This window comes from Blastococcus haudaquaticus (assembly GCF_900230285.1).
Taxonomy (GTDB): domain Bacteria; phylum Actinomycetota; class Actinomycetes; order Mycobacteriales; family Geodermatophilaceae; genus Blastococcus_B; species Blastococcus_B haudaquaticus.
Map to the genome: position 1 here is coordinate 594122 of NZ_OCNK01000001.1, position 25030 is coordinate 619151.

At 72.4% G+C, this 25030-nt stretch carries 22 protein-coding genes and 4 tRNA genes; 5 read left to right on the forward strand and 21 right to left on the reverse strand.

The annotated features are described in order from the left end of the window. Positions 1-164 precede the first annotated feature (164 nt). The 6 genes from CRP30_RS02895 to CRP30_RS02920 form a co-directional block, all read right to left on the reverse strand. Entirely contained in the window at positions 165-1097 is a 933-nt protein-coding gene (locus tag CRP30_RS02895; RefSeq protein WP_159961492.1) for a GNAT family N-acetyltransferase, read from the reverse strand. 198 nt (positions 1098-1295) lie between these two features. Then, positions 1296-2015, reverse strand: coding sequence for a 50S ribosomal protein L1 (rplA, locus tag CRP30_RS02900; RefSeq protein ID WP_097182435.1), 720 nt, complete (start codon positions 2013-2015; stop codon positions 1296-1298). A gap of 133 nt (positions 2016-2148) precedes the next feature. Beyond that, entirely contained in the window at positions 2149-2580 is a 432-nt protein-coding gene (gene rplK / locus CRP30_RS02905; RefSeq protein ID WP_097182436.1) for a 50S ribosomal protein L11, read from the reverse strand. 44 nt (positions 2581-2624) lie between these two features. Next, positions 2625-3524: a transcription termination/antitermination protein NusG gene (gene nusG, locus CRP30_RS02910; RefSeq protein ID WP_200814507.1), complete on the reverse strand. Its 900-nt coding sequence runs from the start codon at positions 3522-3524 to the stop codon at positions 2625-2627. Between the two features lie 47 nt (positions 3525-3571). Next, the gene (gene secE / locus CRP30_RS02915) at positions 3572-4087 is read right to left on the reverse strand and encodes a preprotein translocase subunit SecE (RefSeq protein WP_097182437.1); all 516 of its coding nucleotides are present in this window, start codon (positions 4085-4087) and stop codon (positions 3572-3574) included. Between the two features lie 73 nt (positions 4088-4160). Further along, positions 4161-4236: transfer RNA gene (locus CRP30_RS02920), tRNA-Trp, on the reverse strand. 282 nt (positions 4237-4518) lie between these two features. Between CRP30_RS02920 and CRP30_RS02925 the strand changes: the two genes are divergently transcribed. Beyond that, the gene (locus tag CRP30_RS02925) at positions 4519-5766 is read left to right on the forward strand and encodes a pyridoxal phosphate-dependent aminotransferase (RefSeq protein WP_097182438.1); all 1248 of its coding nucleotides are present in this window, start codon (positions 4519-4521) and stop codon (positions 5764-5766) included. A gap of 14 nt (positions 5767-5780) precedes the next feature. Here CRP30_RS02925 and CRP30_RS02930 read toward each other — a convergent pair whose 3' ends face one another. The 9 genes from CRP30_RS02930 to CRP30_RS02970 form a co-directional block, all read right to left on the reverse strand. Beyond that, complete coding sequence (locus CRP30_RS02930) at positions 5781-7217, reverse strand: M1 family aminopeptidase (protein WP_097182439.1); 1437 nt, start codon at positions 7215-7217, stop codon at positions 5781-5783. Next, positions 7214-7636 (reverse strand): MaoC family dehydratase, encoded by a 423-nt coding sequence (locus tag CRP30_RS02935; RefSeq protein ID WP_097182440.1) that lies wholly within the window; start codon positions 7634-7636, stop codon positions 7214-7216. Before CRP30_RS02935 ends, CRP30_RS02930 begins: the two co-directional genes overlap by 4 nt. Then, complete coding sequence (locus CRP30_RS02940) at positions 7633-8079, reverse strand: FAS1-like dehydratase domain-containing protein (protein WP_097182441.1); 447 nt, start codon at positions 8077-8079, stop codon at positions 7633-7635. Before CRP30_RS02940 ends, CRP30_RS02935 begins: the two co-directional genes overlap by 4 nt. Positions 8080-8111: 32 nt before the next feature. Beyond that, on the reverse strand, positions 8112-8276 hold the full coding sequence (gene rpmG, locus CRP30_RS02945) for a 50S ribosomal protein L33 (protein WP_097182442.1): 165 nt from the start codon (positions 8274-8276) through the stop codon (positions 8112-8114). A 97-nt stretch (positions 8277-8373) separates the two neighbouring features. Beyond that, positions 8374-8447 (reverse strand) — tRNA-Met (locus CRP30_RS02950). Between the two features lie 46 nt (positions 8448-8493). After that, positions 8494-8566, reverse strand: a tRNA-Thr gene (locus CRP30_RS02955). Between the two features lie 68 nt (positions 8567-8634). Beyond that, entirely contained in the window at positions 8635-11169 is a 2535-nt protein-coding gene (locus CRP30_RS02960; protein WP_235003130.1) for an EAL domain-containing protein, read from the reverse strand. 476 nt (positions 11170-11645) lie between these two features. Continuing rightward, positions 11646-13751: a hypothetical protein gene (locus tag CRP30_RS02965; protein ID WP_097182444.1), complete on the reverse strand. Its 2106-nt coding sequence runs from the start codon at positions 13749-13751 to the stop codon at positions 11646-11648. Further along, entirely contained in the window at positions 13748-14032 is a 285-nt protein-coding gene (locus CRP30_RS02970) for a hypothetical protein (protein ID WP_097182445.1), read from the reverse strand. The genes CRP30_RS02965 and CRP30_RS02970 overlap by 4 nt, the downstream gene beginning before the upstream one ends. Positions 14033-14182: 150 nt before the next feature. On the opposite strand from CRP30_RS02970, the gene CRP30_RS02975 reads away from it, so the two are divergent. Further along, entirely contained in the window at positions 14183-14614 is a 432-nt protein-coding gene (locus CRP30_RS02975; RefSeq protein ID WP_097182446.1) for a pilus assembly protein TadG-related protein, read from the forward strand. Between the two features lie 51 nt (positions 14615-14665). Here the strand turns inward: CRP30_RS02975 and CRP30_RS02980 are convergent. Next, positions 14666-14747: transfer RNA gene (locus CRP30_RS02980), tRNA-Tyr, on the reverse strand. 91 nt (positions 14748-14838) lie between these two features. Here CRP30_RS02980 and CRP30_RS02985 point away from each other — a divergent pair. After that, the gene (locus CRP30_RS02985; protein WP_097182447.1) at positions 14839-15330 is read left to right on the forward strand and encodes a YajQ family cyclic di-GMP-binding protein; all 492 of its coding nucleotides are present in this window, start codon (positions 14839-14841) and stop codon (positions 15328-15330) included. Positions 15331-15457: 127 nt separating this feature from the next. Here the strand turns inward: CRP30_RS02985 and htpX are convergent, their stop codons facing one another. Continuing rightward, positions 15458-16333 carry a zinc metalloprotease HtpX gene (gene htpX / locus CRP30_RS02990; RefSeq protein WP_097182448.1) on the reverse strand — a complete coding sequence of 292 codons (876 nt, stop codon included), beginning with the start codon at positions 16331-16333 and terminating at the stop codon, positions 15458-15460. Between the two features lie 193 nt (positions 16334-16526). Here htpX and CRP30_RS02995 point away from each other — a divergent pair, with 193 nt between their 5' ends. After that, on the forward strand, positions 16527-18512 hold the full coding sequence (locus tag CRP30_RS02995) for a 2-oxoacid:acceptor oxidoreductase subunit alpha (protein WP_097182449.1): 1986 nt from the start codon (positions 16527-16529) through the stop codon (positions 18510-18512). After that, positions 18509-19600 (forward strand): 2-oxoacid:ferredoxin oxidoreductase subunit beta, encoded by a 1092-nt coding sequence (locus tag CRP30_RS03000; protein WP_097182450.1) that lies wholly within the window; start codon positions 18509-18511, stop codon positions 19598-19600. The genes CRP30_RS02995 and CRP30_RS03000 overlap by 4 nt, the downstream gene beginning before the upstream one ends. A gap of 58 nt (positions 19601-19658) precedes the next feature. Here the strand turns inward: CRP30_RS03000 and CRP30_RS03005 are convergent, their stop codons facing one another. Genes CRP30_RS03005 through CRP30_RS03020 form a run of 4 tightly spaced genes read right to left on the reverse strand, consistent with a single transcriptional unit; the run spans position 19659 to position 25003 of the window. Next, the gene (locus CRP30_RS03005) at positions 19659-20783 is read right to left on the reverse strand and encodes a PQQ-dependent sugar dehydrogenase (protein WP_097183090.1); all 1125 of its coding nucleotides are present in this window, start codon (positions 20781-20783) and stop codon (positions 19659-19661) included. A gap of 16 nt (positions 20784-20799) precedes the next feature. Next, positions 20800-21876, reverse strand: coding sequence for a polyprenyl synthetase family protein (locus CRP30_RS03010; RefSeq protein ID WP_097182451.1), 1077 nt, complete (start codon positions 21874-21876; stop codon positions 20800-20802). Beyond that, positions 21876-23432 carry an NADH-quinone oxidoreductase subunit NuoN gene (gene nuoN, locus CRP30_RS03015; RefSeq protein WP_097182452.1) on the reverse strand — a complete coding sequence of 519 codons (1557 nt, stop codon included), beginning with the start codon at positions 23430-23432 and terminating at the stop codon, positions 21876-21878. Before nuoN ends, CRP30_RS03010 begins: the two co-directional genes overlap by 1 nt. Beyond that, complete coding sequence (locus CRP30_RS03020; protein WP_097182453.1) at positions 23429-25003, reverse strand: NADH-quinone oxidoreductase subunit M; 1575 nt, start codon at positions 25001-25003, stop codon at positions 23429-23431. The genes nuoN and CRP30_RS03020 overlap by 4 nt, the downstream gene beginning before the upstream one ends. Positions 25004-25030 lie beyond the last annotated feature (27 nt).

A 25030-nucleotide genomic window follows, 5' to 3' on the forward strand; every position in this document is an offset into this window, starting at 1 on the left:
GGATGCGCTGTTCGTGCTGCAACCTGACGATCGATCCGTCCACCTGCGCGGGTCGCCCGGGGCTCCGGGACCTTCGATCGCACGCGGACGTGCGACGACCAGCGGTCTTGGGGGGAACGGGCACCAGCGTACGCGATGCCGGCGGCGCGCCGCCGCGGGGGCGGTCAGAGCCCACCGCGCCCCGGTCCGTCGGCGGCAGCGCCGCGCTCCCACCCACGGCGGTTCTCCCCGACCGGGTGCCAGCCGAAGCGGCCGAACCAGCCCACGAGCGGGAGCTCGTCCTCCCCTACGGCGACCAGGAAGCGCCGCGTCCCGCCCAGCCGCAGCCAGGCGACGAGGTGGTGGACCAGCCAGGTTCCGACTCCTTGGCGGCGCCACCCCTCCGTCACGTGCAGTTCCGCGAGGTCGGCCCAGCCGTCCATCCGCATCAGACTGCCGCCACGGCTGTGGTCGTCGTCCGCCTCGACGAAGCCGATGACGTCACCGTCGGCGACCGCCTGGAACCGTGCGCCGAAGGTGCCGACCGCTCGACGGAGCGTCAACCGGGGCGAGGGAGGGGCGCCGGGCGGCGGCACCCCGTCCAGGGTGCCGACGAGGGTCGTCTCCACCCGTCCCGGCGAGGCGGCGAAGCCGACCGCGCGCAGGGTGCGGGCGACGTGCGGCCAGCTGTCGGGGATGCCGTAGGTGGCCGGGGTCGGCAGGTCCCCGTCGGCGAACTGGCGCCGGGCCTGCCACGCCTCCAGGGCCCGCACGCAGGCATGGGCCAGGCGCAGACCGGCCGCCTCCGCGGCCGGCCAGTGCACCAGCCAGGCGATCTCCCCCGCGTCGCGCCAGTCCGGCCCGACGTCCGCCTCTCCGCGATAGCGGCGCAGGTGCGCCGCCGCGACCACCCGGCCGTCGGCCTCAGCGACGAGCGTCAACCGGTGGGAGACCCACGGGTCGGTGACGTACTGCCCGGGATCGCGCTCGATCTGGGCGAGCAGGGCGGCCGTCGACAGCGCCCACCCGGGGACGACGGTGGCCACGTGCGCATTGACCAGCGAGGTGAGCTGCTCACGGTCGGCACGGCGGAACGGACGGACGACGGGCTCGGACACGGCGGCACCCCAGGGCCGAGCGCCCGGGACGGGCGCAGTGGTCGCTGAGCCGCTACCGGTGCGGCACGGCGCGACCCTAGCAGCGCAGAGGGCCCCGCAGCGCAGTGCGCTGCGGGGCCTCGTGACGTGCTGGAGCGGCCTCCTCGCAGGGCCCCGCCACGAGCGTCAGCGAGCGGCGGGGGGCGAGGAGGTCCTTTCTCAGGCGGTCGGCTCGTCCACCAGCATGTTGCGGGTGCGGTTCGGGTCGACCGGGATGCCCGGGCCCATGGTGGTCGAGACGGTGACCTTCTTGAGGTACCGGCCCTTGGCCGAGGACGGCTTGGCCCGGAGCACCTCGTCGAGGGCGGCGGCGTAGTTCTCCACCAGCTTGTCCTCGTCGAAGGAGGTCTTGCCGATCACCAGGTGCAGATTGGCCTGCTTGTCGACGCGGAAGTTGATCTTCCCGCCCTTGATGTCGTTGACGGCCTTGGTGACGTCGGGCGTCACGGTGCCGGTCTTGGGGTTCGGCATCAGGCCGCGGGGGCCGAGGATGCGCGCGATGCGGCCGACCTTGGCCATCTGGTCCGGCGTCGCGATCGCGGCGTCGAAGTCCAGGAAGCCGCCCTGGATGCGCTCGATCAGGTCGTCGGAGCCCACGACGTCGGCACCGGCGGCCTCGGCGTCGGCGGCCTTGTCACCGGTCGCGAAGACGATGACGCGGGCGGTCTTGCCGGTGCCGTGCGGCAGGTTGACCGTGCCGCGGACCATCTGGTCGGCCTTGCGCGGGTCGACACCCAGGCGCATGGCCACCTCGACGGTGGCGTCGTAGGACGTCGTCGACGTCTCCTTGGCCAGCTTGGCGGCCTGGAGCGGGGAGTACAGGTTGTCGCGGTCGACCTTCTCGGCCACTGCGCGGAACTTCTTGCCGTGCTTCGCCATGATGTTTCCTCTCCGGGGCGCGTGCCCCGGTCATGTGGTGAACGGGCCGGCGACGGCCCTCCCACGATTGAAGGACCCTCTCCTCCCCACCCCTCGCAAGCGCGGAGCGGTGCCCTGGAGAGGGCCGAAGTACTCAGCCCTGGACGGTGATGCCCATCGACCGGGCGGTGCCGGCGATGATCTTCTCGGCCTGGTCGAGGTCGTTGGCGTTGAGGTCGGCCATCTTGGTGGTGGCGATCTCGCGGACCTGGTCACGGGTGACCGTGGCGACCTTGGTCTTGTGCGGCTCACCCGAGCCCTTGTCGACACCGGCGGCCTTGAGCAGCATGCGCGCGGCCGGCGGGGTCTTGGTGACGAACGTGAACGACCGGTCCTCGAAGACCGAGATCTCGACCGGGACCACGTTGCCGCGCTGCGACTCGGTCGCGGCGTTGTAGGCCTTGCAGAACTCCATGATGTTGACGCCGTGCTGGCCGAGCGCCGGACCCACGGGCGGAGCGGGGGTGGCCGCACCGGCGTTGATCTGGAGCTTGATGACCGCGGTCAACCGCTTCCTGGGGGGCATGACTTCCTTCTATCTCTGCTGAACGGGTGCCGGGGGGCGCCGGTTCAGATCTTCTGGACCTGGCTGAACGACAGCTCGACGGGCGTCTCGCGGCCGAAGATGGAGACGAGCACCTGCAGCTTCTGCTGCTCGGCGTTGATCTCGTTGATCGTGGCGGGAAGGGTCGCGAACGGCCCGTCCATGACCGTGACCGACTCGCCGACCTCGAAGTCGACGACGGCGACCGGCGCTGCGGCAGCCCCACCGGTGGTCGCCTCGGCCCCGGCGGTGCGGGCCGCCTGCGGCGCGGTGGCCGGGACGAGGATCTTCACGACCTCGTCGATGGTCAGCGGTGAGGGCTTGGAGGTTGCCCCGACGAAGCCCGTGACGCCGGGGGTGTTGCGCACGGCGCCCCACGACTCGTCGTTGAGCTCCATGCGCACGAGGAGGTAGCCCGGCAGGACCTTGCGGTTGACCTGCGCGCGCTTGCCGTTCTTGATCTCGGTGACCTCCTCGGTGGGCACCTCGATCTGGTAGATGTAGTCCTCGACGTCCAGGGACTGGATGCGCGCTTCGAGGTTGGTCTTCACCTTGTTCTCGTAGCCGGCGTAGGAGTGCACGACGTACCAGTCGCCGGGGGCGATCCGGAGCGCCTTCTTCATCGCCTCGACCGGGTCCTCGTCCTCCTCGACCGCAGGCAGGTCGGAGTCGGGGGCCGGAGCGGCCAGCGGGTCGGACACCAGGCTGTCGGGGGCGCCGCCCTCGATCTCCGGCGTCACGTCGGAGACCTCGCTGTCGGTGTCGAGGTCCGTGGTGTCGATCGACCCCTCGGCGGCACCGGTCTCGCCGGCGCCCGTCTCGAGGTCGACGCTGCCGCGCTGCTCGAAGGCGGCGTCATCGAGGTCCGTGGCGGTGACGCCTTCGACCGGGGTGGCGGTCTCGAAGGGCTCGCGGGGGTCGGTCAAGGTTTCGTCTCTTTTCCAGGATCAGGAGGCGTGCAGGCGGGCGGAGGTCAGCCGAAGACGGCGATCACGCCCTTGGCGAAGAGCAGGTCCAGGCCGGCCACCAGCGCGACGATGAACGCCACGAAGATGATGACCACGGTGGTGTAGGTGATCAGCTCGCGGCGGCCCGGCCAGATGACCTTGCGCAGCTCGGCGACGACCTCGCGCAGGAACCGCGCCAGCGAGCGCTTCTGCCCGCTCTCGGTACGCGCCCGCTCGGCGGCCGCCCGCGACCGGGTGGCCGAGGTGGCGCCGGCCGCTGCGGGCCGCGCCGTACGGCGGGTCCGGGTCGCGGGCTCGTCGTCGTCCTCGTCGTCGTCGTCGGCGGTGATCCGGCCGCCGCGACGCCGGGTCGGGGTGGCCACGACCTTGTCCTCGTCGGCCTCCGCCTCGGCGGCGAGCGCGTCCTCGGCTGCCTCGAGCTCCGCGGCGTCGTCGACCCCCGGGGCCTCGCGGTCGAGCTGCTCGTCGGTCAGCTCGGCGTCGCGAGGGTCGTCCTCGCGTCCCGGCTTCTCGTCGCTCACTGCGCCTCGCTCGCCTCGTGGTGGCGGCCGCTCCGATGAGCGGCCGGATGGTCGGTCGGTTCCTGTCGTGCGGTGGCAGGGGTGACAGGACTTGAACCTGCAGCCTGCGGTTTTGGAGACCGCTGCTCTGCCAATTGAGCTACACCCCTAGTCCCCTGGACGGGGCCCGGGACTGCCCGCCTCACCACGGCAGCGCGGAGCCTCGGAGAGGTTCCGGGGCACGCCGGTGGCGGGGTCAGCTGCCCCAGGACGGCCAGTGTACGGGACCGCGCGGGTGCACAGCCAACGTCCCACCGACCCCTCCCCCGTCCGTCACCCCGGGGCATCGGACCGGTCGTCGTCGGCACGACTCAGGCGCTCCCCGTGGTCCGGCGGGCCGTCGCGCACGTGCGGCTCCGTCGCGGGCCCGCGGACTTTGACACGATGGAGGCATGACCGCCGTCTCCTCGGAGTCCGCCAGCCCGTCCGCCCCCACGAGTGCGAGCCGCATCTCGCGCCGCATCGCCGCGATCAGCGAGTCCGCCACCCTGGCCGTCGATGCCAAGGCCAAGGCGCTCAAGGCGGCGGGCAAGCCGGTCATCGGCTTCGGTGCCGGCGAGCCGGACTTCCCGACGCCGGACTACATCGTCGAGGCCGCCGTCGCCGCGTGCCGCCAGCCGGCCATGCACCGCTACACCCCGGCCGGCGGTCTGCCCGCACTGAAGGAGGCGATCGTCGCCAAGACGGCGCGCGACTCCGGGCTGCAGGCGACCCCCGCCAACGTCCTGGTGACCAACGGCGGCAAGCAGGCGGTCTACGAGGCCTTCGCCGCACTGCTGGACCCGGGTGACGAGGTCCTGCTGCCCGCGCCCTACTGGACCACCTATCCGGAGGCGATCCGGCTGGCCGGCGGGGTGCCCGTCCCGGTCGTCGCCGACGAGCAGAGCGGCTACCTGGTCTCGGCCGCCCAGCTGGAGGCCGCGCGCACGCCCCGCACCAAGGTGCTGCTGTTCTGCTCGCCGTCCAACCCGACCGGCGCGGTCTACCCGGCGGAGCAGGTCGAGGAGATCGGCCGCTGGGCGCTGGACGCAGGCATATGGGTGCTCACCGACGAGATCTACGAGCACCTCACCTACGGCGGGGTGACCGCCCCGTCGATGCCCGTCGTGGTGCCCGAGCTGGCCGAGCGCTGCGTCGTCGTCAACGGGGTGGCGAAGACGTACGCCATGACCGGCTGGCGGGTGGGCTGGATCGTCGGGCCGACCGACGTCGTGAAGGCGGCGACCAACCTCCAGTCGCACGCGACCTCCAACGTCGCCAACGTCTCCCAGGCCGCCGCGATCGCAGCCCTCACCGGCGACCTCTCGGCGGTGGCCACCATGCGGGAGGCGTTCGACCGCCGGCGCCGGACCATCGTGTCGATGCTGCGCGAGATCCCCGGCGTCGCCTGCCCCGAGCCGCAGGGCGCGTTCTACGTCTACCCCTCGGTGAAGGGTCTGCTGGGCCGCCCCATCGCCGGGCGGACGGCGGAGTCCAGCGTCGAGCTCGCGGAGATCATCCTGGAGGAGGCCGAGGTGGCCGTCGTCCCGGGCGAGGCGTTCGGGACGCCCGGGTACCTCCGCATGTCCTACGCCCTGGGCGACGACGACCTGGTCGAGGGCGTCTCCCGCATGCAGCGGCTGCTCACCTCCGCCGAGTAGGGCTGTCGCGGTCCTCAGCGAGGGACGTCGTCCTTGCCCAGCGCCTCCGCCGTCTCCAGCACCTCGAGCGCGGCGGGCAGGTCGGTGAGGGCGCGGTGGACGTCGGTGGGCGTGGCGATCTGCCATGCCGTCGCGTCCACGTAGCAGCGGATGGCGGCGGTGAACGCCTCGTCGCCGACCGTCCGCTGCGCCTCGAGCAGGGCCGCGCCGCCCTTGTCGTAGACCAGCCGGAAGTAGCTGCGGGGGCTCTCGAACTCGTCCATGGCGGCGCCGACCGGCCCGGCCAGCGTGAGCGCCTGCTCCGACACGAGACCCGAGCCCGGGTCGACGGTGGCCTCCGCCCACGATGCGAAGGCCTCGTCCAGCCACGGATCGCGGAACTGTGAGTTGCCGACCATCCCGTAGAACCACTGGTGGGCGACCTCGTGGACCAGGACCTGCCGGCTCGGGGTGGCCTCGAGGATCATGCTCGGGTACTCGATGCCGCCTCCGAGGTCGGGCAGCAGGGCCACGCTGAGGGTGCCGTAGGGGAACGGGCCGAGGAACGCCTCGAGGTCGGTGATCGCGGCCACGGCCCACGTGCTGAACACGTCGCCCGGCACATCCCCGTCGGGGAGGACGCCGGTCGTCACCCGGGTGCCGCCGGGCGTCGTCGCCCGGGTCGTGGTGAACGGTCCGGCGGCGACCGCGACGTCGCGGGCCACCGGCTCCCGCGACGTCCACGTGCGGCGGCCGTCCGCCGGAGCGGACGGCGCGGCGACCGCACCGGTCATGAGGACGGTGAGGTCCTCTGGCGCGGAGACGGTCACGACGGTGTCCGCGGCAGGACTGGTGGCCGTCTCGCCGCTCAGCGGGACGAAGGGGTCCTTCGCCCACCCCACGCCCGGCTCCCAGGCCAGCAGCGGAGCACCACTGGCCCACCACGCGGCCGGGCCGTCGACGCCGACCCGGTCGAACCCGCCGCTGCCGAGGGTGAGCGTGAAGTCCAGGGACACCTCGGTCGACTCCCCCGCCTCGAGCTCGTCCTCGAGCTCCACCACGTAGAGGCCGCCCGGGTCGCTCGCCCCCGCAGCCTCGTGGCGCCCCGCCGCGACGTCGTCCCCTCGGACCTCGTCGACGACCAGGCGGTTGCCGGCCGGAGCGGACTCCGGGCTGTTGGGCACCAGCCGGAACACCAGCTCCCGGACGTCCAGGTCGGGGGTGAAGGCGATGGTCTCGGTACCGGTGACGCTGCGCCGGTCGTCCGCGAGCCGGAAGTCGAGCGCGATCTCGGGGCGGTCGGGGTCGGGGTCGGCCCGCTCGGCCGGGCAGCCCTCCTCGTCGGCGGCCGCCGGTGGCGCTTCAGAGGGCGTGGGCCGCGGGGGCGGCGCCGACACGGTGTCGGCGAACGAGGTGCAGCCGGACAGGACCAGGACGCCGGCGACCAGGAGAGCCGGCCGCCGGGTCCTCATGCCAGCGTGACGACGGCGCGGGCCAGGGAGAGGACCTTGTCGCCGCCGCTGGTGACCGTCAGGTCGACCCGCGCCCGGCCGTCGTCCAGCAGCGCCCCGACCTTGCCGCGCACGGTCACCTCGGCGCCCTCGTCGTCGTCCGGGACGACGACCGGCCGGCCGAAGCGCACGTGCTGCTCGACCACCGCCGACGGGTCGCCCGTCCACGCGGTCACGGCCCGTCCGGCCAGCGCCATGGTGAACATGCCGTGCGCGATGACGCCGGGCAGGCCGACCGCGGTGGCGGTGCGGTCGTTCCAGTGGATCGGGTTGAAGTCGCCCGAGGCACCGGCGTAGCGCACGAGGTCGGCGCGGGTGACACGGAAGACCTGCTCGGGCAGCTCGCTGCCCACCTCGATGCTGCCCGCCCCGACGCTCATGCGATGCCCCTGGCCACGAGCATGGACGTCGCCGTGCAGACCGGCTCGCCGTCCTCGGTCGCGAGGTCGACGCGCGCCGTCAGCATGTCGTTGCCGGCCACCGTGCGGGCCGCGTCGATCGTCGTGGTCGCGACGAGCCGGTCGCCCGCGCGGATCGGGCGGTGGTGGGCGAACCGCTGCTCGCCGTGCACCACCCGGCCGTAGTCGATGCCCACGTCGGGATCCTGCAGCACCACCATCGCCGCCTCCAGGCTGACCACGATGGCGAACGTCGGGGGTGCGACGACGTCGGGGTGGCCGGCTGCGCGGGCGGCCTCGACGTCGCGGTGCACCGGGTCGTCCGATCCGATGGCCGTGGCGAACTCGGCGATCTTCGCCCGGCCGACCTCGTAGACGGCGGAGGGCGGGTAGCTGCGCCCGACCAGTTCCCGGTCCAGCGCCATGCTCCCGCCCTCGGCTCAGCTGCGGACGCGCGTCAGCGCGTCTCGCGGTGCAGCGTGTGCTTGCGCTCGCGCGGGCAGAACTTCATCAGCTCGAGCCGGTCGGGGTCGTTCCGACGGTTCTTGCGGGTGATGTAGTTGCGGTTCTTGCACTCCTGGCAGGCCAGGGTGATCTTCGGACGGATGTCGGTCGCTGCCATGAGGAGTGCTCCTAGCCTTGTTCGTCCGCGGCGGCGACTGCCGACGCGGGTCCTGCTGCGGTGCGGACGGACCCCGGGGTGCAGGATCCGTCGGGAGTAGCGGTGACCGGACTTGAACCGGTGACACAGCGATTATGAGCCGCTTGCTCTACCAGGCTGAGCTACACCGCCGGGATGACCTGCGGCCCGGTCTCACGACTGGACCGGCTGGTCACTGAGCCCCTTTACGGAATCGAACCGTAGACCTTCTCCTTACCATGGAGACGCTCTGCCGACTGAGCTAAAGGGGCGTGCTCGAAGAGCCGTCCGGAACTGTACCCGACCCGCGCCGTCCGATCGGTCAGGGGGTCGGCCGGCCTCAGGTCCGGACGAACAGCCGCCGGTGCGTCGCTCCCGGAGCCGCCGACCGGACGCCCGTGCGGGCCAGGAGCCAGCTCTCCAGCCGGTCGTCCGGCAGCGGCCGGCTGACCAGGAAGCCCTGCAGCTTGTCGCAGCCCATCTCGGCCAGGAGGTTGCGGGTCAGCTCGTCCTCGACGCCCTCGGCCACGACGCGGAGACCCAGGTTGTGGGCCAGTTCGATGATCGAGCGGGCGATGAACGACTCCCCCTGGCTGGTGCTCATCCCGAGGACGAAGGACTTGTCGATCTTCACCTCGTCGATCGGCAGCTGGCGGAGCTGGGAGAGCGACGAGTAGCCGGTGCCGAAGTCGTCCATCGACAGGCGCAGGCCCAGCCCGTGGAGGTCGGCGAGCACCGTGCTGTCGCGGACCGAGTCGTCGACGACGCTGCCCTCGGTGAGCTCCAGCGTGAGCAGCTCCCCCGGCACGCGGTGCCGCTGCAGGGCTCCCCGCACGCGGTCGACGAGGTCGGGCTCGGTGAGGCTGTGGACCGAGAGGTTGACCGCGACCGACAGCGCGATGTCCTGGTCCAGCCAGCGCCGGCACCGGGCGAGCGCGAGGTCCAGGACGTGGTCGGTGACCGCGCCGATGCGGCCGATCTGCTCGGCGAGGTGGATGAAGTCGTCCGGCGCGATGGCCCCGTACCGCGGGTGCGCCCACCGCACCAGGGTCTCCACCGACACGATGTCGGAGGTCTGGGCGTCGATGATGGGCTGGAAGACCACGCTGATCTGGCCGTCGGCCATGGCCTGCTCGAGCTCGGTACCCAGCTGCAGTCGGCGGAGGCTCTGCTGGTCGAGGACCGGGTGGTAGCTGGCCACTCCGCCGGAGTCGGCCGCGGCGAGCAGGGCGACGTCGGCCCGCTGCATGAGCATCCCGGAGTCGGCGCCGTGCACCGGCGCGGCCGCCACCCCGATGGTGAGCGTGACCTCCAGGTCCAGGCCCGCGACACGGGCCCGGGTGGAGGCGGCCTCGCGCAGCCGGCGGGCGGCCCGCTCGGTGGCCTGCAGCGAGAGCCCCGGGAGCAGGACGGCGAACTGCTCGCCCTCCATGCGGGCCAGGACGGCGGCCGGCGGCGCGTGCTCGCGGAGCAGGCCCGCCGTGACCAGCAGCAGCTCGTCGCTGGCCGCGTGCCCGAGGGTGTCGGTGACCTCGGTGTAGTTGCCCAGCGCCGCGAGGATGAGGCCGGCGCGCGCGGCGACGGGGTCGGCGGAGAGCACCTGGTCGATCTCGGCGGCCAGGCGCTGCCGGTTCGGCAGGCCGGTCAGCCGGTCGTGGTCGGCGTCGTAGCGGATCTGGGTGAGCAGCTGCTGGTGGCGGATGGCCGCGTTGACGTGGGTGAGCATCGAGTCGAGGGCGGCGCGGTCGTTGTCGCCGAAGGAGTGGATGTCGCTCCGCCGGTCGCAGACCTCGAGGTAGCCCGGCTCCCCCGCGGCGGTCATGACTGCGGCGCCGAGCAGGTCGGAGACACCGCGGCGGTTCAGTGCCGCCGCCTCGACCTCGTCGGCGCGGGCCAGCGACACCCGCACGGGCCCGTCGGCCGAGTCGACCGCCCGGCGGCGGAAGACGTCGTCCGGGTCGCCCGGGCCGTCGTACCAGACCGCCCCGTTGTCGGCCACGACGACCATCCGGGGCTCTTCGTCCAGGTACGGGGGCAGCCACAGCGCGACCCGGTCCGCGTTGAGGAGCTCCCGGACCGCCTCCACGATCTGGCGCGTGCCGGCCTCGTCGGGCGAGACCTGCTCGACCCGGCGGGCGAAGTCGTAGACGCGCTCGACGCTGTGCCCCTCGCGGGTCACGGCGGCGAAGCGCCGGTAGACCAGCGCCAGGGCGACGACCAGCGGGGCGATCAGCAGCCAGGCCCACGGGGTGGCGCCGACCAGCAGCAGGACCGCGAGGCCGACGACGACGGAGACGGGGCCGATCATCAGCGCGGGGATCAGGAACGAGGCCCACAGCGTGCGGCCGGGGTACCCCTGGGTCGCGGTGATGGCGGCCGCGATGAGGACGACGCCGAGGATGCTCGCCGCCAGCACGGCGACGAGGTAGGAGACCCAGACGAGCGGCTCGGAGATGTCGCCCAGCGGCATCACCTCGAGGACCGCGACCGCGGCGCAGGCCTCCAGGACGACCACGGTGACGTTGAAGACCGACTTGGCGCGCGAGTAGCCCTGGACGAGGGAGACGATGCCGACGGCGAAGCCCCACGCCACCGCCGTCCAGGCGCCACCGACGGCGACCAGGGCCATGACGAAGGCGAGTTCGCTGGGCGACCAGGAGAAGCCCTGCTTGCGGAACTCGAAGTCGACGTTGAAGGACTCGGCGGCCACCAGACCGACGAACACGGCCAGCAGCAGGACGGGGTCCACGGCTTCGGCTCGCGGCACGAGAACCCACAGGGACACCGGGACGGCGACGGCCAGGCCCATCCACGCGACGGTCCACGGGCTGAGTCGCAGCGGCCGGCTGGGCACGCGCTCGTCCTGCTCGGCCACTCGTACCTGCATCTCCGCCGGGGAAGTTGGGCGCGCCGAGGCTAGCAGCGGGCCGCCCCTGGACAAGGGTGATCGACCCGGAGTGGTGAGACGGATACCGGGCCCATCGGAGCCGCCGGTCTGCTGGCGGCCCCGATGGATCGGCCGGGACGGTCTAGGTCAGGCGGTGGTGCTGCGGTTCCACTTGGCCCCGCGGTTCCACTTGGCCCCACGGTTCCACTTGGCTCCACGGACCTGGATCTGACCGGACTGCACGTTGCTACCCACGACGCCTCCAAAGGCATGAGAAATGACCGCGATCTGCGGCAGCCATATACGCGCGGGGGCAGAGCGTCGTTCAGTACGGACCGCGCTGGAGACATTGCTTCCCGTCACCCGAATGGACAAGCATCGAAGATCACGACCGGGTGAACGGCACTCGCGTCGTCGCTCTGCGTAAACGAATCAGGACTCGAAGTCATCGAACGGGTGACGGCTCAGTCAAACTGCCGTCCGGTCGACTTCGGCCCGCCCAGACCTTCGAGCACCACTCGCCACCGCTCCGGGGAGATCGGCGGGTCCGGGTCGCCCAGCACGCCCGACGTCCGCCGGTAGGCCGCCTCGGCCTGCGCTCTCGCGGCGTCGACGCGGGCACTCAGGTCGGGAGGGAGCGTGGCGACGACGTCTGCTCCCGCTACGTCCTCGCCGTAGCGCAACCCTCTGTCGGGCCCCTGGGTGAAGGTTCCGTCGGCGTTCAGCAGTGGCGGGCCGACGACCTTCAGCCCGTCGGCGATCACGGACACCAGCGGGACGCGGGAGAACGAGGCCACCTCCAGCACCAGCCCGGCCGAGAAGTTCCAGACCAGCGCCCGCTGCTGCGCCGCGTGCTCGAGCTCGTAGCCGTCCAGTGCATGGCTCAGCCGCTGCCCGTACTCCTGGACGGCCACGTAGGCCCCCGGAACGGCGAAGAGGGGCAGTGGTTCGGCCCGGCTGCTGCCCGCGAGGTCGTGGGACTGACCGGCGACCCATGACGTGAGTGCTCCCTCGACCGTGGCGGCCGCCTGCCGGTCCACGGTCAGGTAGCCCAGTCCCTGGATGAGGTGGCGCGGCCCGTCCCCGCCGCCCTCGCCCGCCGCCGACGCGAGCGCGGCAGCCGCCACCTCCACGCGGGCGGCCACCGCACGACCCAGGGCCGGCGCGAGACTCTCGACCGTTCCCCGGTCCGCCGCCCAGTCCCGCGGACTCGCCTCGGGCAGTCCCCCGCCCACGGCTTCGAGGGCGTACCGGACGGCCTGCTCACCGGCTACTCCGGGCGCGACAGCGGCGTTCTCGATCACCCGGCCCAGCGCGGCGGCGTCGTCGGCCCAGCTGCGGCCCAGGAGCACGACCCAGGCATCGGGGGACCCCAGGAGCGCAGCGGCCGCGCCGGCATCGCCACTGCGGGCCAGGGAACCGACCACCAGGGGGAGCGGATCATCGCGCCGGGTTCCGCGCGCCCCGAGATGGACGGAGACGCGGTCGGCGGCGGCCGCCCCCGCCCAGTCGCGGGTCATCACGTGCTCGCGGGCGACGATCTGGCGGCCCCACGCAGCCACGGTGGACGCCCCTGGCCCGTTGGATCCAGCGCGCGCGGCCAGGACCGCGCCCATCCCGACTGCCACGAGGTCGGCTTCGATGGTCTCGTCCCGGGCACGCACGAGCGGTGCTGCCAGAAGTGCACCCACTCGCGGGTCCGTGCCCTCACCCACGGCACCGAGCGAGGAGGACAGCAGACGTGCGACTGCGCTCGACGGCCCGTGCACGTCGTCCCCGAATGCTCCATCGCCCAGGAGTCTGAGGGCGGCGCGGAGCCCATCGGCGCCCAGGCCGAGCAGCAGCGCCTGCGCGAAGGGCGCGGACCCGGCAAGGAGCAGGTGGTCCTGCGCGACGTCGTTGCACGACGAGTCGTCGGCGAGCAGCGCACGAGCCACGACCACGCCGCGGCGGCTCAGGTGGGGGTCTCCCCAGCCCGGCAGCTCCGCGGCGAGGTGGACGGCCACCCGGTCGCCGTCGCCGGCGCGGCCGGTGCCGCCCAGCGGACGGCTCGCGTCGGCCAGCACCCTGGCAGTCGCTGCCGCGTCCTCGGCGAGCGCCTCGAGCACCGCCTCGTGCCTGCGGCGCCGGGCGGCGTCGGCTGCCTCGACCTCGGCCACGATCCCGGCCCACCCCCCGCCTCCGGTCATGACGGCGACCTGGGGGTCCGCCAGGTCCCCCAGGCGCAGCTGGGCGGATCGGAAGTCCTCGTCCTGCTCGTCGCGGAGCAGCTCGACCCGCCGTCGCGCATCCCGCAGCGCCTCCGCATGACTGCTCAGCCGTCCCGCCGCGGTGAGCACCGCCGCCGTCGACGTGCCGGCCAGTCCGGCGACGCGGGCGATCTGGCCCGTCGCTGCCACCGCGTCGTCGCCCACCCAGCCGGAGACCGAGGCGCCCGGGCCGTGCAACCGGTCGTCCACGCCGGCCAGGTGGAAGGCGGCACCCGCGAGGTCGCGGACCAGGTCGTCGACGGCGCCGGGATCCCCCGGGGGCATGTCGAGGGGCACGGGGCCGGGGAGCACGACCGTCACCGGGCACGCGTCCCGCGGTCCGGGTCGAGCAGCGCTCGGTCGAGGTCCACCCAGGAGTCGGCGACCGCGGCCACCGTGCCGGCCAGCCACTCGAGCTCGCCCGCGAGGGCCTGGCCCACCATGCGCTGCACGTCGAGGAACGCCTCGACACCGGCCTGCAGCGCCGCCCCGACGTCCCCCGGCCGGTCGAGCCGGGGTGCGATCTGCGCGGCCTCCGCCGCGACGTCGCGCAGGCTGCCGGCGAGTGCGTGCACCTCGACGGTGGGCATCTCGATGGACATGGGCGCAGTGTGGTCGAGCGGACGGCTCGCGCGGGAGCGCCGTCCACAGGCGCCGCCGCCGGACGCGCCGCCACCCGATCGGGTGTCCACAGTGTCCACAGATCCTGTCCACAGGCAGTGGACAGCGCTTCGCGCACCTACGCTGCCCGCGTGCGGAGGGACGGCAGGAACGGCGAGTGCGGCTCGACGTTGCCCTTCGTGCTCGTCTGCTGGCTCGTCGCGGCGCTGATGGCGTTCGGTGCGATCGCGGCCTCCGACGCCTTCCTGGAGCAGCAGGAGGTCCAGTCGGTGTGCGACGGGGCGGCCCTGGCGGCCGCGAACCGCACGGCCGAGGACGTCGTCTACAGCGTGGGGGTCGGCAGCGAACTGCCGCTGACCCGGGCGACGGCGCAGGCGGCGGTGGCCGACCAGCTCGGCGACGGCGGCACGGAGCTCGACACGTGGTCGGCGGAGACCGACGGCGCGGAGGTCACCGTCCGCTGCACCCGCTATGCGGACATCGCCTTCGGCTGGCTCTTCCTCGGCGGGGAGCAGCTCGAGCGCACGGCCGTCGCGAGCGCCCGCGCGCCGACCCTGCCCTGAACGGGCGAGCGGCCCCCGACCTGGAGGGTCGGGGGCCGCTCGTACCGGGCGTGGCGGGTGAAGGATTCGAACCTTCGTAGGCTAAGCCGACGGATTTACAGTCCGCTCCCATTGGCCACTCGGGCAACCCGCCGTGCGGTGGTACCGGAGCAGCGTACAAGAACGGCGGACGCGTTCCTCGGAAACCCCCGGGGCGCGATCCGCCCAGGGGAAAGGGAAGAGCCATGGCCGACGCGTCCTTCGACGTCGTGAGCAAGATCGACCGCCAGGAGGTCGACAACGCCCTCAACCAGGCCGGCAAGGAACTGTCGCAGCGCTTCGACTTCCGCGGCACCAACGCCACCATCGCGTGGGCCGGCGAGGACGGCGTCTCGCTGCAGGCCGACACCGAGGAGCGCGTGGTCGCCGCCCTCGAGGTGTTCAAGGAGAAGCTGATCAAGCGCAGCATCTCGCTGAAGGTCCTCGACGCCGGCGAACCGCAGGCCTCGGGCAAGGTCTACAAGATCGGTGCCACCATCAAGCAGGGCATCGAGTCCGACGTCGCCAAGAAGATCGCCAAGCTGATCCGGGACGAGGGGCCGAAGGGCGTCCAGGCGCAGATCCAGGGCGACCAGCTCCGCGTGAGCGGGAAGAAGCGTGACGACCTGCAGGCGGTGCAGCAGCTACTGAAGGGCGCCGACCTCGACGTCGCCCTGCAGTTCGACAACTACCGCTGACGTGATGAGCCTCCGGACGGCCCCTCGGGCCCCGTCCGGAGGCTCGCCGCGAGCGAGCGAGCGGTGAGAGGGACGGGGTCCTTCGACCGCCCCGGGGAACCAGGGGCGGGGCCGAGGGGGTCCTTCCTCAGCCTTGCCCGAGCTCCCCGGCCATGCCCTCCAGCCGGGCGATCCGCTCCGGCATCGGGGGGTGCGACGCGAACATCGACGCCATGCCCTGCCCCCGGAACGGGTTGGCGATCATCAGGTGGCTCTGGGTGACCAGTCGGTCCTCCTGCGGCAGGGGCAGCGCGGTGGCGCCGTGCTCGATCTTGCGCAGCGCGCTCGCCAGCGCCATCGGGTCGCCGGACAGCACCGCTCCGGACGCGTCGGCCTGGAACTCGCGGCTGCGGCTGACCGCCATCTGCACGAGCCCGGCGGCGAGCGGACCGAGGAGCATCAGCAGCAGGCCGCCGAGGACGTTCCCGCCGCCGCGGTCGTCGGAGCGGCCGCCGAACAGCGACGCGAACATCGCCATGTGCGCCAGGTAGGTGATCACCGTCGCCATCGCCCCGGCGACGGAGCTGATCAGGATGTCGCGGTTGTAGACGTGGGACAGCTCGTGCGCGAGCACGCCGCGCAGCTCCCGTCGGTCGAGCAGCTCGAGGATGCCCTGGGTCACGCAGACCGCGGCGTTGCGCGGGTTGCGGCCGGTCGCGAAGGCATTGGGCTGGGTGGTCGGGCTGACGTAGAGGCGCGGCATCGGCTGCCGGGCCTCGGTGGCCAGCTCGCGCACCATCGCGTACAGCTGCGGCGCCTGCGTCTCGGTGACCGGGAAGGCGCGCATGGCGCGCAGGGCCAGCTTGTCGGAGTTGACGTACGCGTAGCCGTTGACGCCGAGAGCGACGACCAGGGCGATGAGCAGACCCTGGCGCCCGCCGATCAGGGAGCCGGCCGTCAGGATGAGGCCGCCCATGAGCCCGAGGAGGACGGCGGTCTTCAGTCCGTTGCTCCAGCGCTGCACGTCCGGTCCAACGCGACGGCGGCGGACGCCGTTCCCCGCACCGTTGCCGCCCGCACCTCGTCGGGATGAGGCACGGGGCAGCGGAATGAGGCATGACCCGGCCCTGTTAGGGCACCCCAAGAAGGCGTGTCCGGATGCACACCCCGGCCGCGGACACACGCACGTAACCTCGGCCGGTGGAGGTACACCACTCATGACTGCGATCGAACGGCCCGAGACGGCCCCCAGCTCGGCGCCCGGCGGCCTCGTCAAGAGCGTCGTCGAGCTCGACCGCGTCGTCATCCGGCTCGCCGGTGACTCGGGCGACGGCATGCAGCTGACCGGCAACCGGTTCACGAGCGAGACGGCGAGCTTCGGCAACGACCTCTCCACGCTGCCCAACTTCCCGGCCGAGATCCGGGCACCCACGGGGACCCTGCCGGGCGTCAGCTCCTTCCAGCTGCACTTCGCCGACCACGACATCATGACGCCGGGCGACGCACCCGACGTCCTGGTGGCGATGAACCCGGCCGCGCTGAAGGCCAACCTGGTCGACCTCCCCGGCGGCGGCCTGCTCATCCTCGACTCCGACGAGTTCTCGCCGCGGAACCTGGCGAAGGTCGGGTACGCGTCCAACCCGATCGAGGACGGCTCGCTCGAGGGCTGGCAGACCGTCAGCGTGCCGCTGACCTCCATGACGACCGACGCCCTCAAGGACTCCGGGCTCGGCAAGAAGGAGGCCGAGCGGTCGAAGAACATGTTCACCCTCGGCCTGCTGTCCTGGATGTACCACCGGCCCACCGAGGGCACCATCCGCTTCCTCGAGCGGACGTTCCGCCGTAAGCCCGAGATCGCCGCCGCCAACATCGCCGCGTTCCGGGCCGGCTACAACTACGGCGAGACGACGGAGGCCTTCGCGGTCTCCTACGAGATCAAGCCCGCCCCGATGGCGCCGGGCCGGTACCGCAACATCTCGGGCAACACCGCCCTGTCGCTGGGGCTCGTGGCCGCCGGACAGCGGTCCGGTCTGCCGATCTTCCTCGGGGCCTACCCGATCACCCCGGCGTCGGACATCCTCCACGAGCTGTCCAAGCACAAGTCGTTCAACGTCCGCACCTTCCAGGCCGAGGACGAGATCGCCGGCATCGGCGCCGCCATCGGAGCCTCCTTCGGCGGGGCGCTCGGCATCACCACGACGTCGGGCCCCGGCGTCTCGCTGAAGTCCGAGGCCATCGGCCTGGCCGTCATGACCGAGCTGCCGCTGGTCATCGTCGACGTGCAGCGCGGCGGTCCCTCGACCGGGCTGCCGACCAAGACCGAGCAGTCGGACCTGCTACAGGCGATGTTCGGCCGCAACGGCGAGGCCCCGGTCCCGGTGATCGCACCCCGCTCCCCCGGCGACTGCTTCGACGCCGCGATCGAGGCGACGCGGATCGCGCTGACCTACCGCACCCCGGTCATGCTGCTCTCGGACGGCTACCTGGCCAACGGGGCCGAGCCGTGGCAGGTCCCCGACGTCGACCAGCTGCCCGATCTCACCGGGACGGTGAACTTCGCGACCGAGCCGAACGGTGCGGCGGCCGACGGCGAGGAGGGGGTCTTCCTCCCCTACCTCCGCGACGAGGAGACCCTGGCCCGCGCCTGGGCGGTGCCGGGCACCGCCGGGATGCAGCACCGGATCGGCGGGCTCGAGAAGGCCGACCGCACCGGCAACATCTCCTACGACCCGGCCAACCACGACTTCATGACCCGCACCCGGCAGGCCAAGATCGACGGCATCGCCGCGTCGATCCCCCTGACCGACGTCGAGGACCCGGACGGGAACGCCTCGGTGGCCGTGATCGGCTGGGGGTCGACCTACGGGCCGATCGGCGCCGCCTGCCGGCGGATCCGCCGGTCGGGCCGCTCGGTGGCGCAGATCCACCTGCGGCACATCAACCCGATGCCGGCCGACCTCGGCGAGGTCCTAGGGCGGTACGACCGGGTGATCTGCCCGGAGATGAACCTCGGCCAGCTCTCCCTGCTGCTGCGGGCGAAGTTCCTGGTCGACGTCGAGAGCCACACCCAGGTCCGCGGTCTGCCCTTCCGGGCCGCCGAGCTGGCCGCGGTGATCCAAGAGGTCATCGACCGCACGAGCGAGCCGGTCGCCCCGCAGGTGGGCGAGGCCGGCATCACCGCAGGAAACGGAGCAGTCCAGTGACCACCGTCGAACTCGGCATGCCTGCCGAGGGTCCGATCGCCGACGCGGTCGCTGCCTCGGTCGCGACGCAGGGCCCCAAGCAGACAGAGCTCAAGGCCAAGGACATGAAGACCGACCAGGAGGTGCGCTGGTGCCCCGGGTGCGGTGACTACGTCATCCTCAACGCGGTCCAGAGCTTCCTGCCCAGCCTCGGCATCGCCCGCGAGGACATGGTCATCGTGTCCGGCATCGGCTGCTCGTCGCGCTTCCCGTACTACCTGAACACCTACGGGATGCACTCGATCCACGGCCGCGCCCCGGCCATCGCGACCGGCCTGGCCGCGTCGCGTCCGGACCTGTCGGTGTGGGTGGTGACCGGGGACGGCGATGCGCTGTCCATCGGCGGCAACCACCTGATCCACGCGCTGCGCCGGAACGTCAACATGACGATCCTGCTGTTCAACAACCGGATCTACGGCCTGACCAAGGGCCAGTACTCCCCCACCTCCGAGGTCGGGAAGGTCACCAAGTCCACCCCGATGGGCTCGCTGGACCACCCGTTCAACCCTGTCTCGCTGGCGATCGGCGCCGACGCGACGTTCGTGGGCCGGGCGATGGACTCCGACCGCAAGGGCCTGACCGAGGTGCTGCGCCAGGCCGCCGAGCACCAGGGGACCTCGCTGGTGGAGATCTACCAGAACTGCAACATCTTCAACGACGGCGCGTTCGAGCTGCTGAAGGACCCGGCCACGGGCACGCAGTGGTCGATCCCGCTGGTGCACGGCGAGCCGCTGGTCTTCGGCCCCGACGGCGCCTCCTGCGTGGTCCGCGACGACTTCGGCGGGCTGCGGATCGCCGAGACCAACCAGGTGGACGCGTCGGAGATCGTGGTGCACGACGCGCACCGCGAGAACCCGGCCTACGCGTTCGCGCTGTCCCGGCTCTCCAGCCAGGACCTGCGCTACACCCCGATGGGCGTCTTCCGGTCGGTGCGCAAGCCCACCTACGACGCCATGATGACCGAGCAGCTCGACGTCGCCCGCGTGCAGGAGCCGGCCGACCTCGGCGCCCTGCTCGCCGGCGGCGACACGTGGGAGGTCAAGGCCTGAGGGAGGACCTCGTCCTCCCCACCCCCTGCACGCTCGGGGCGGGACCCGGGACGAGGCCTCAGCGGGGTGTGACCCGCATGAGCTGGTCCTCCCCGCCTCCGTTGTCGGTGGTCAGGTACAGGGCACCGTCGTTCCCCTGGACGACGCTCCGGAGCCGCCCGCCGACGCCCTCGAGCTCGGGGATCCGGAACTGCTCCTGCAGGGCGCCGTCGTCGTCGAGGCGCAGCGCCAGCACGCCCTGCTCCTTGAGCAGGGCGACGAGCAGCAGTCCCTCGTAGTCGCCCCACTCCTCGCCCTCGAGGAACGTCGCCCCGCTGGTGGCCAGCGTCGGCGCCCCCGAGGACCACACCGCGGCGACGGCACCGACGATCGCCGGATCGGTCATGGGCACGCTCTCGTCGTAGCTCCCGTCGCCGTCGGGGTCCCAGCCGTAGTTGGCGCCGTCCCGCAGGAGGTTCACCTCGTCGTCCCGGTCGGGGCCGTGCTCGACGGCGAACACCTGGTTCGTCCCCGGGCGCACCGCCAGGCCCTGCACGTTGCGGTGGCCCAGGGTGAGCACCTGCCGCTCACCGGTGGCCGGGTCGACGCGGAGGACCTTCCCGCCGAGCGACCGGGGGTCCTGCGGCACGCTGCCGTCGGCGGTGTCACCGGTGCCCACCAGCAGCGTGCCGTCCGGCGCGAACCGCAGCCGGCAGCCGCCGTGCCGGCCCGAGCGGTCGTTCAGCGGGATGCCGCCCACCAGCGGGTCCGCCACCCGCGTCGCCGAGGACCAGTCCGGCGCGGCGGTCCAGGCCACCACGACGATCTCGCCGTCCTGGCTGCCCTGGCAGCTGTAGAACCGGCGGTTGTCCGCGAAGGACGGGTCCAGCTCCAGGCCCATGAGGCCGGTCTCGCCGTCGGCGAAGAGGTCACCGAGGTCCGCGTCGACCGCCCGTGCGCCGTCGTCGAGCACGGCGGTGAACCCGCCGCCCCGCTCGTCGACCAGGAGGGTCCCGTCCGGGGCCTGGACCACGTCCCACGGGTGATCGAGCCCGTCGGCGACGACCGCCACCTCCAGAGCGGGCGCCCCCGCGGACGGCGTCGTGCCGGAGGCCGCCGGAGGAGCGCCGGCCACGTCGGGCTGCTCCGTCGAGCACCCCGCTGCCAGCAGCACCAGCACGGCCAGGCCGGCAAGGGTCCGCATGGGGGCCAGCATGCCCTCAGCTGGTGCGCGTCACCACGTAGTCGCAGAGCGCGGACAGTGCGTCCCGCACGTCGCCGGCCGGCACGCCCGCCAGCCGGGCGCGGCCGCGGTCGGCGTACTGCGCCAGCACCGCGTTGGCGCGCTCCAGCGCCGCGGACGAGCGCAGCAGCTCCAGGGCCTCGGCGTGCTCGTCGTCGTCGGTGACCGGGCGGGCGACCAGCTCACGCAGCCGAGCCTCGGCGGGGTCGTCGCCGGCCAGGGCGAACAGCGCCGGCAGCGTGGCGATCCCCTCGCGCAGGTCGGTCCCGGGCAGCTTCCCGGAGGTGCCGCCCTGGCTGACGATGTCGAGCAGGTCGTCCGACAGCTGGAAGGCGACGCCGACCTCCTCGCCGAACGCGGTCAGCTCACGGACGAGGGACTCGTCGAGCCCGGCGAACCGCGCCCCGAAGCGAGCCGAGGTGGCGACCAGCGAGCCGGTCTTGTCCGCGAGGACGTCGAGGTAGTGCGCGATCGGGTCGGCGCCGGGCTTCGGGCCGACGGTCTCCATGATCTGCCCGGTGACGAGCCGCTCGAAGGTCTGCGCCTGGATGCGCACCGCCTCCGGTCCGAGGTCGGCCAGCAGGTCCGAGGCCCGCGCGAAGAGCAGGTCGCCGGTCAGGATGGCGATGCTGTTGGTCCACCGGCTGTTGGCGCTGGGCGCCCCGCGCCGCACGACGGCCTCGTCCATGACGTCGTCGTGGTACAGCGTGGCGAGGTGGGTCAGCTCGCAGACGACGGCGGCCTCGGTGACCCCGGGCGCCTCCGGGTCGCCGAGCTGGGCGGCCAGCAGCGCCAGCATCGGGCGGAACCGCTTGCCCCCGGCGGACATGAGGTGCCCGGCCGCCTCGCTGATGAAGGCGTGCTCGCTGCCGACCGCCTGGGCGAGCGCGGACTCGACCCGGGCGAGCCCCTCGGCCATCGCGGCACCGAGCTCGCCCTCGGGCAGCCAGGGGCCGATGGTGGACGCTGGCGTGGAGATCCGGCGGTACCCCTGGAGGCTGCCGCCCTGGAACTCGGGAATGGTGCCCTTGTCTGCGGCACGGGCTCCGGTCATCAACCGACGAAGATAGCCGCGCGCTCGGCCAGGTCGAGCACCGACCCGGGCACGATGCCCAGCGCCAGCGTGGCCGTGGCGGTGATGGCCAGCACGATGGTGGTGGGCATGCCCGGCACCCCGACCGTCGGCCCCTGCCCCCGTTCGGCGCCGGCCGGCGGCGAGAAGTACATGAGCACGATGACCCGCAGGTAGAAGAAGGCGGCAACCGCGCTCGCGAGCAGGGCGACCAGGGCCAGCGGCCAGGCACCCTCCTCGATCGCCGCCCGGAACACCGCGAACTTCCCGGTGAAGCCGGCGGTCAGCGGGATGCCGGCCAGCGCCAGCAGGAACAGCGTCATCACCGCGGCGACCAGCGGGGAGCGGGACGCGAGCCCCGCCCACTGCGACAGGTGCGTGGCCTCGCCGTCTCCGTCGCGCACGAGGGTCAGGACGGCGAAGGCGCCCAGCGTCGTCAGCCCGTAGGTGAGCAGGTAGAACATCGTCGCCGCCAGGCCCGAGCCGTCGCCGGCCGCACCCAGACCGATGACGCCGGTGAGGAGGAAACCGGCGTGCGCGATCGAGGAGTAGGCCAGCATCCGCTTGAGGTCGGTCTGCGTCAGCCCGAGGACGGCGCCCACGACCATCGAGACGATCGCCACCGCGTAGACCAGCGGCCGCCACGTCCACTCGGCGGTGCCGAAGGCGACGTAGAGCAGCCGCAGGATGGCCCCGAACGCGGCCACCTTGGTGCACGCCGCCATGAAGGCCGTCACGGGCGTCGGGGCGCCCTGGTAGACGTCCGGCGTCCAGGTGTGGAACGGCGCGACGCTGGCCTTGAAGAGCAGGCCGACGACGAGCAGCGCCAGCCCGAGCACGAGCAGCACGTCGGTGCCGCCGGCGAGGCTGGCCGAGCGGATGTCGCCCAGCCGGACGCTGCCGGTGGCGCCGTAGACGAGCGCCAGCCCGTACAGGAAGAACGCCGACGCGAAGGCACCCAGCAGGAAGTACTTGACCGCCGCCTCCTGGGAGAGCAGCCGGCGCCGGCGGGCCAGGCCGCTGATCAGGTACAGCGGCAGGCTGAGCACCTCGAGCGCCACGAACATGATCAGCAGGTCGTTCGCGGCGACGAACAGCATCATGCCGCCGATGGCGAAGGTCGCCAGGGGGTAGACCTCGGTCTGCACCCGCTGCACGGTGAGCAGTTCCCGGTCGCGCGGGCTGCCCGCCGGCACCGCGGCCGACACCACGAACGCCGACCGTGCCGGGTCCAGGGCGCGCTCGGCGAACAGCAGCAGCGACAACGCCCCGAGCCCCGCGATGGTCGCCTGCAGGAACAGCGCGGGGCCGTCGACCGCGAGTGCACCGGCCGCGGTGATCTCCCGCTCGAAGTCGACGGTCAGAAGCAGGGTGGTGACCAGCGCGCCGAGCGTGCCCACGAGCGCGACCGTCACCTGCACCGGGTGCCGGCTCTCGCGTGGCCAGAACGCCTCGACGAGCACGCCGATGCACGCCGCGCCGAAGACGAACAGCAGCGGCGCCAGCGCGGCGAGCGAGAGGTCGGGTGCCTCGATCACTGGTCGATCCCTCCGAGGTCGTCCATGGTGGCGCTGACGGCCGGCTCGATGACGTCGAGCAGCGGCTGCGGGTAGACGCCGAGGGCGATGATCAGCGCGACGAGCGGCGTCACCACGGCCAGCTCGCGTCGGCTGAGGTCGAGCACGCGCAGCGAGCGACGGGGGGCCGTGAGCACGGCCGTCGCCCCACCGGTGCCGGGCGCCGGTTCCGCGGGGTCCTCCTGCAGCAGCACCCCGCGGGCCGGGCCGTGCATCGTGCGCTGGTACATCAGCAGGATGTAGAGCGCGGCCAGGATGATCCCGACGGTGGCGATGATCGTGAACACCGGCTCCTCCGGAAACGAGCCGATGAGCACCAGGAACTCGCTCACGAAGCTGTTGGTGCCGGGCAGGGCCAACGAGGCGAGGCCGGCGACGAGGAAGGCGCCCGCCAGCAGTGGTGCCTTCGCCGCGACGCCGCCGTAGTCGCCGATCTGCCGGGAGCCGCCCCGGGCGATGAGCATCCCGACGACCAGGAACAGCAGGCCGGTCGCGATGCCGTGGTTGACCATGTACAGCACCGCACCCGTGGCCGCCTCGGTGGTGAAGGCGAAGATGCCCAGCGCGATGAAGCCGAAGTGCGAGATGGACGTGTAGGAGACCAGCCGCTTCATGTCGCTCTGGCCCATGGCCAGCAGCGCCGCGTAGAGGATGCCGACCACCGCGAGCACCAGCACGAACGGCGCGAAGAACCGGGAGGCGTCGGGGAACAGCGGCAGGCAGTAGCGCAGGAAGCCGAACGTGCCGACCTTGTCCAGCACGCCCACCAGCAGCACCGCCCCGCCGATGGGAGCCTCGGAACCCGAGTCGGGCAGCCAGGTGTGGAAGGGCACCAGCGGCGCCTTGATCGCGAAGGCGATGAAGAAGCCCAGGAACAACAGCTTCTGCACGCCGGGGTCGATGTCGAGCTGGCGCAGGGCGTCGAAGGCGAAGGTGCCCTCGCCCAGCTGGCTGTTGCTCACCACGTAGAGCCCGATGACGGCGGCGAGCATGATCAACCCGCCGACCAGGCTGTAGAGGAAGAACTTCACCGCCGCGTACTGCCGGCGGGGTCCGCCGAAGCTTCCGATGATGAAGTACATCGGGACGAGCATCGCCTCGAAGAACACGTAGAAGAGGAAGACGTCGGTCGCCGCGAAGACGCCGACCATCATCGCCTCGAGCAGCAGCAGCCAGGCGAAGTACGCCTTCATCGACCGTTGCTCGGGCAGCTCGTCGTTCCAGGACGCCCCGATCACCACGGGGACCAGCACGCCGATGAGCAGCAGCATCACCAGGGCGATGCCGTCGATCCCGAGGGCGAAGGAGACCCCGAAGTCCTCGATCCAGGTCACCGAGCTGGTGAGCTGGAAGCGGTCACCGCCGGTGTCGAACGCGATCGCCGTGAGGACGGCGAGCAGCAGGACGACGAGGCTGACGCCGAGCGCCACCTGCTTCGCCAGCAGGTCGCGGCCCTTGGGCAGCGCCGCGACGACGGCCGCACCGACCGCGGGGACCGCGATCATCAGCAGGAGCCAGGGGAAGTCGGTCACCGTCGGGGTGCCTTTCGCTCGCGAGGG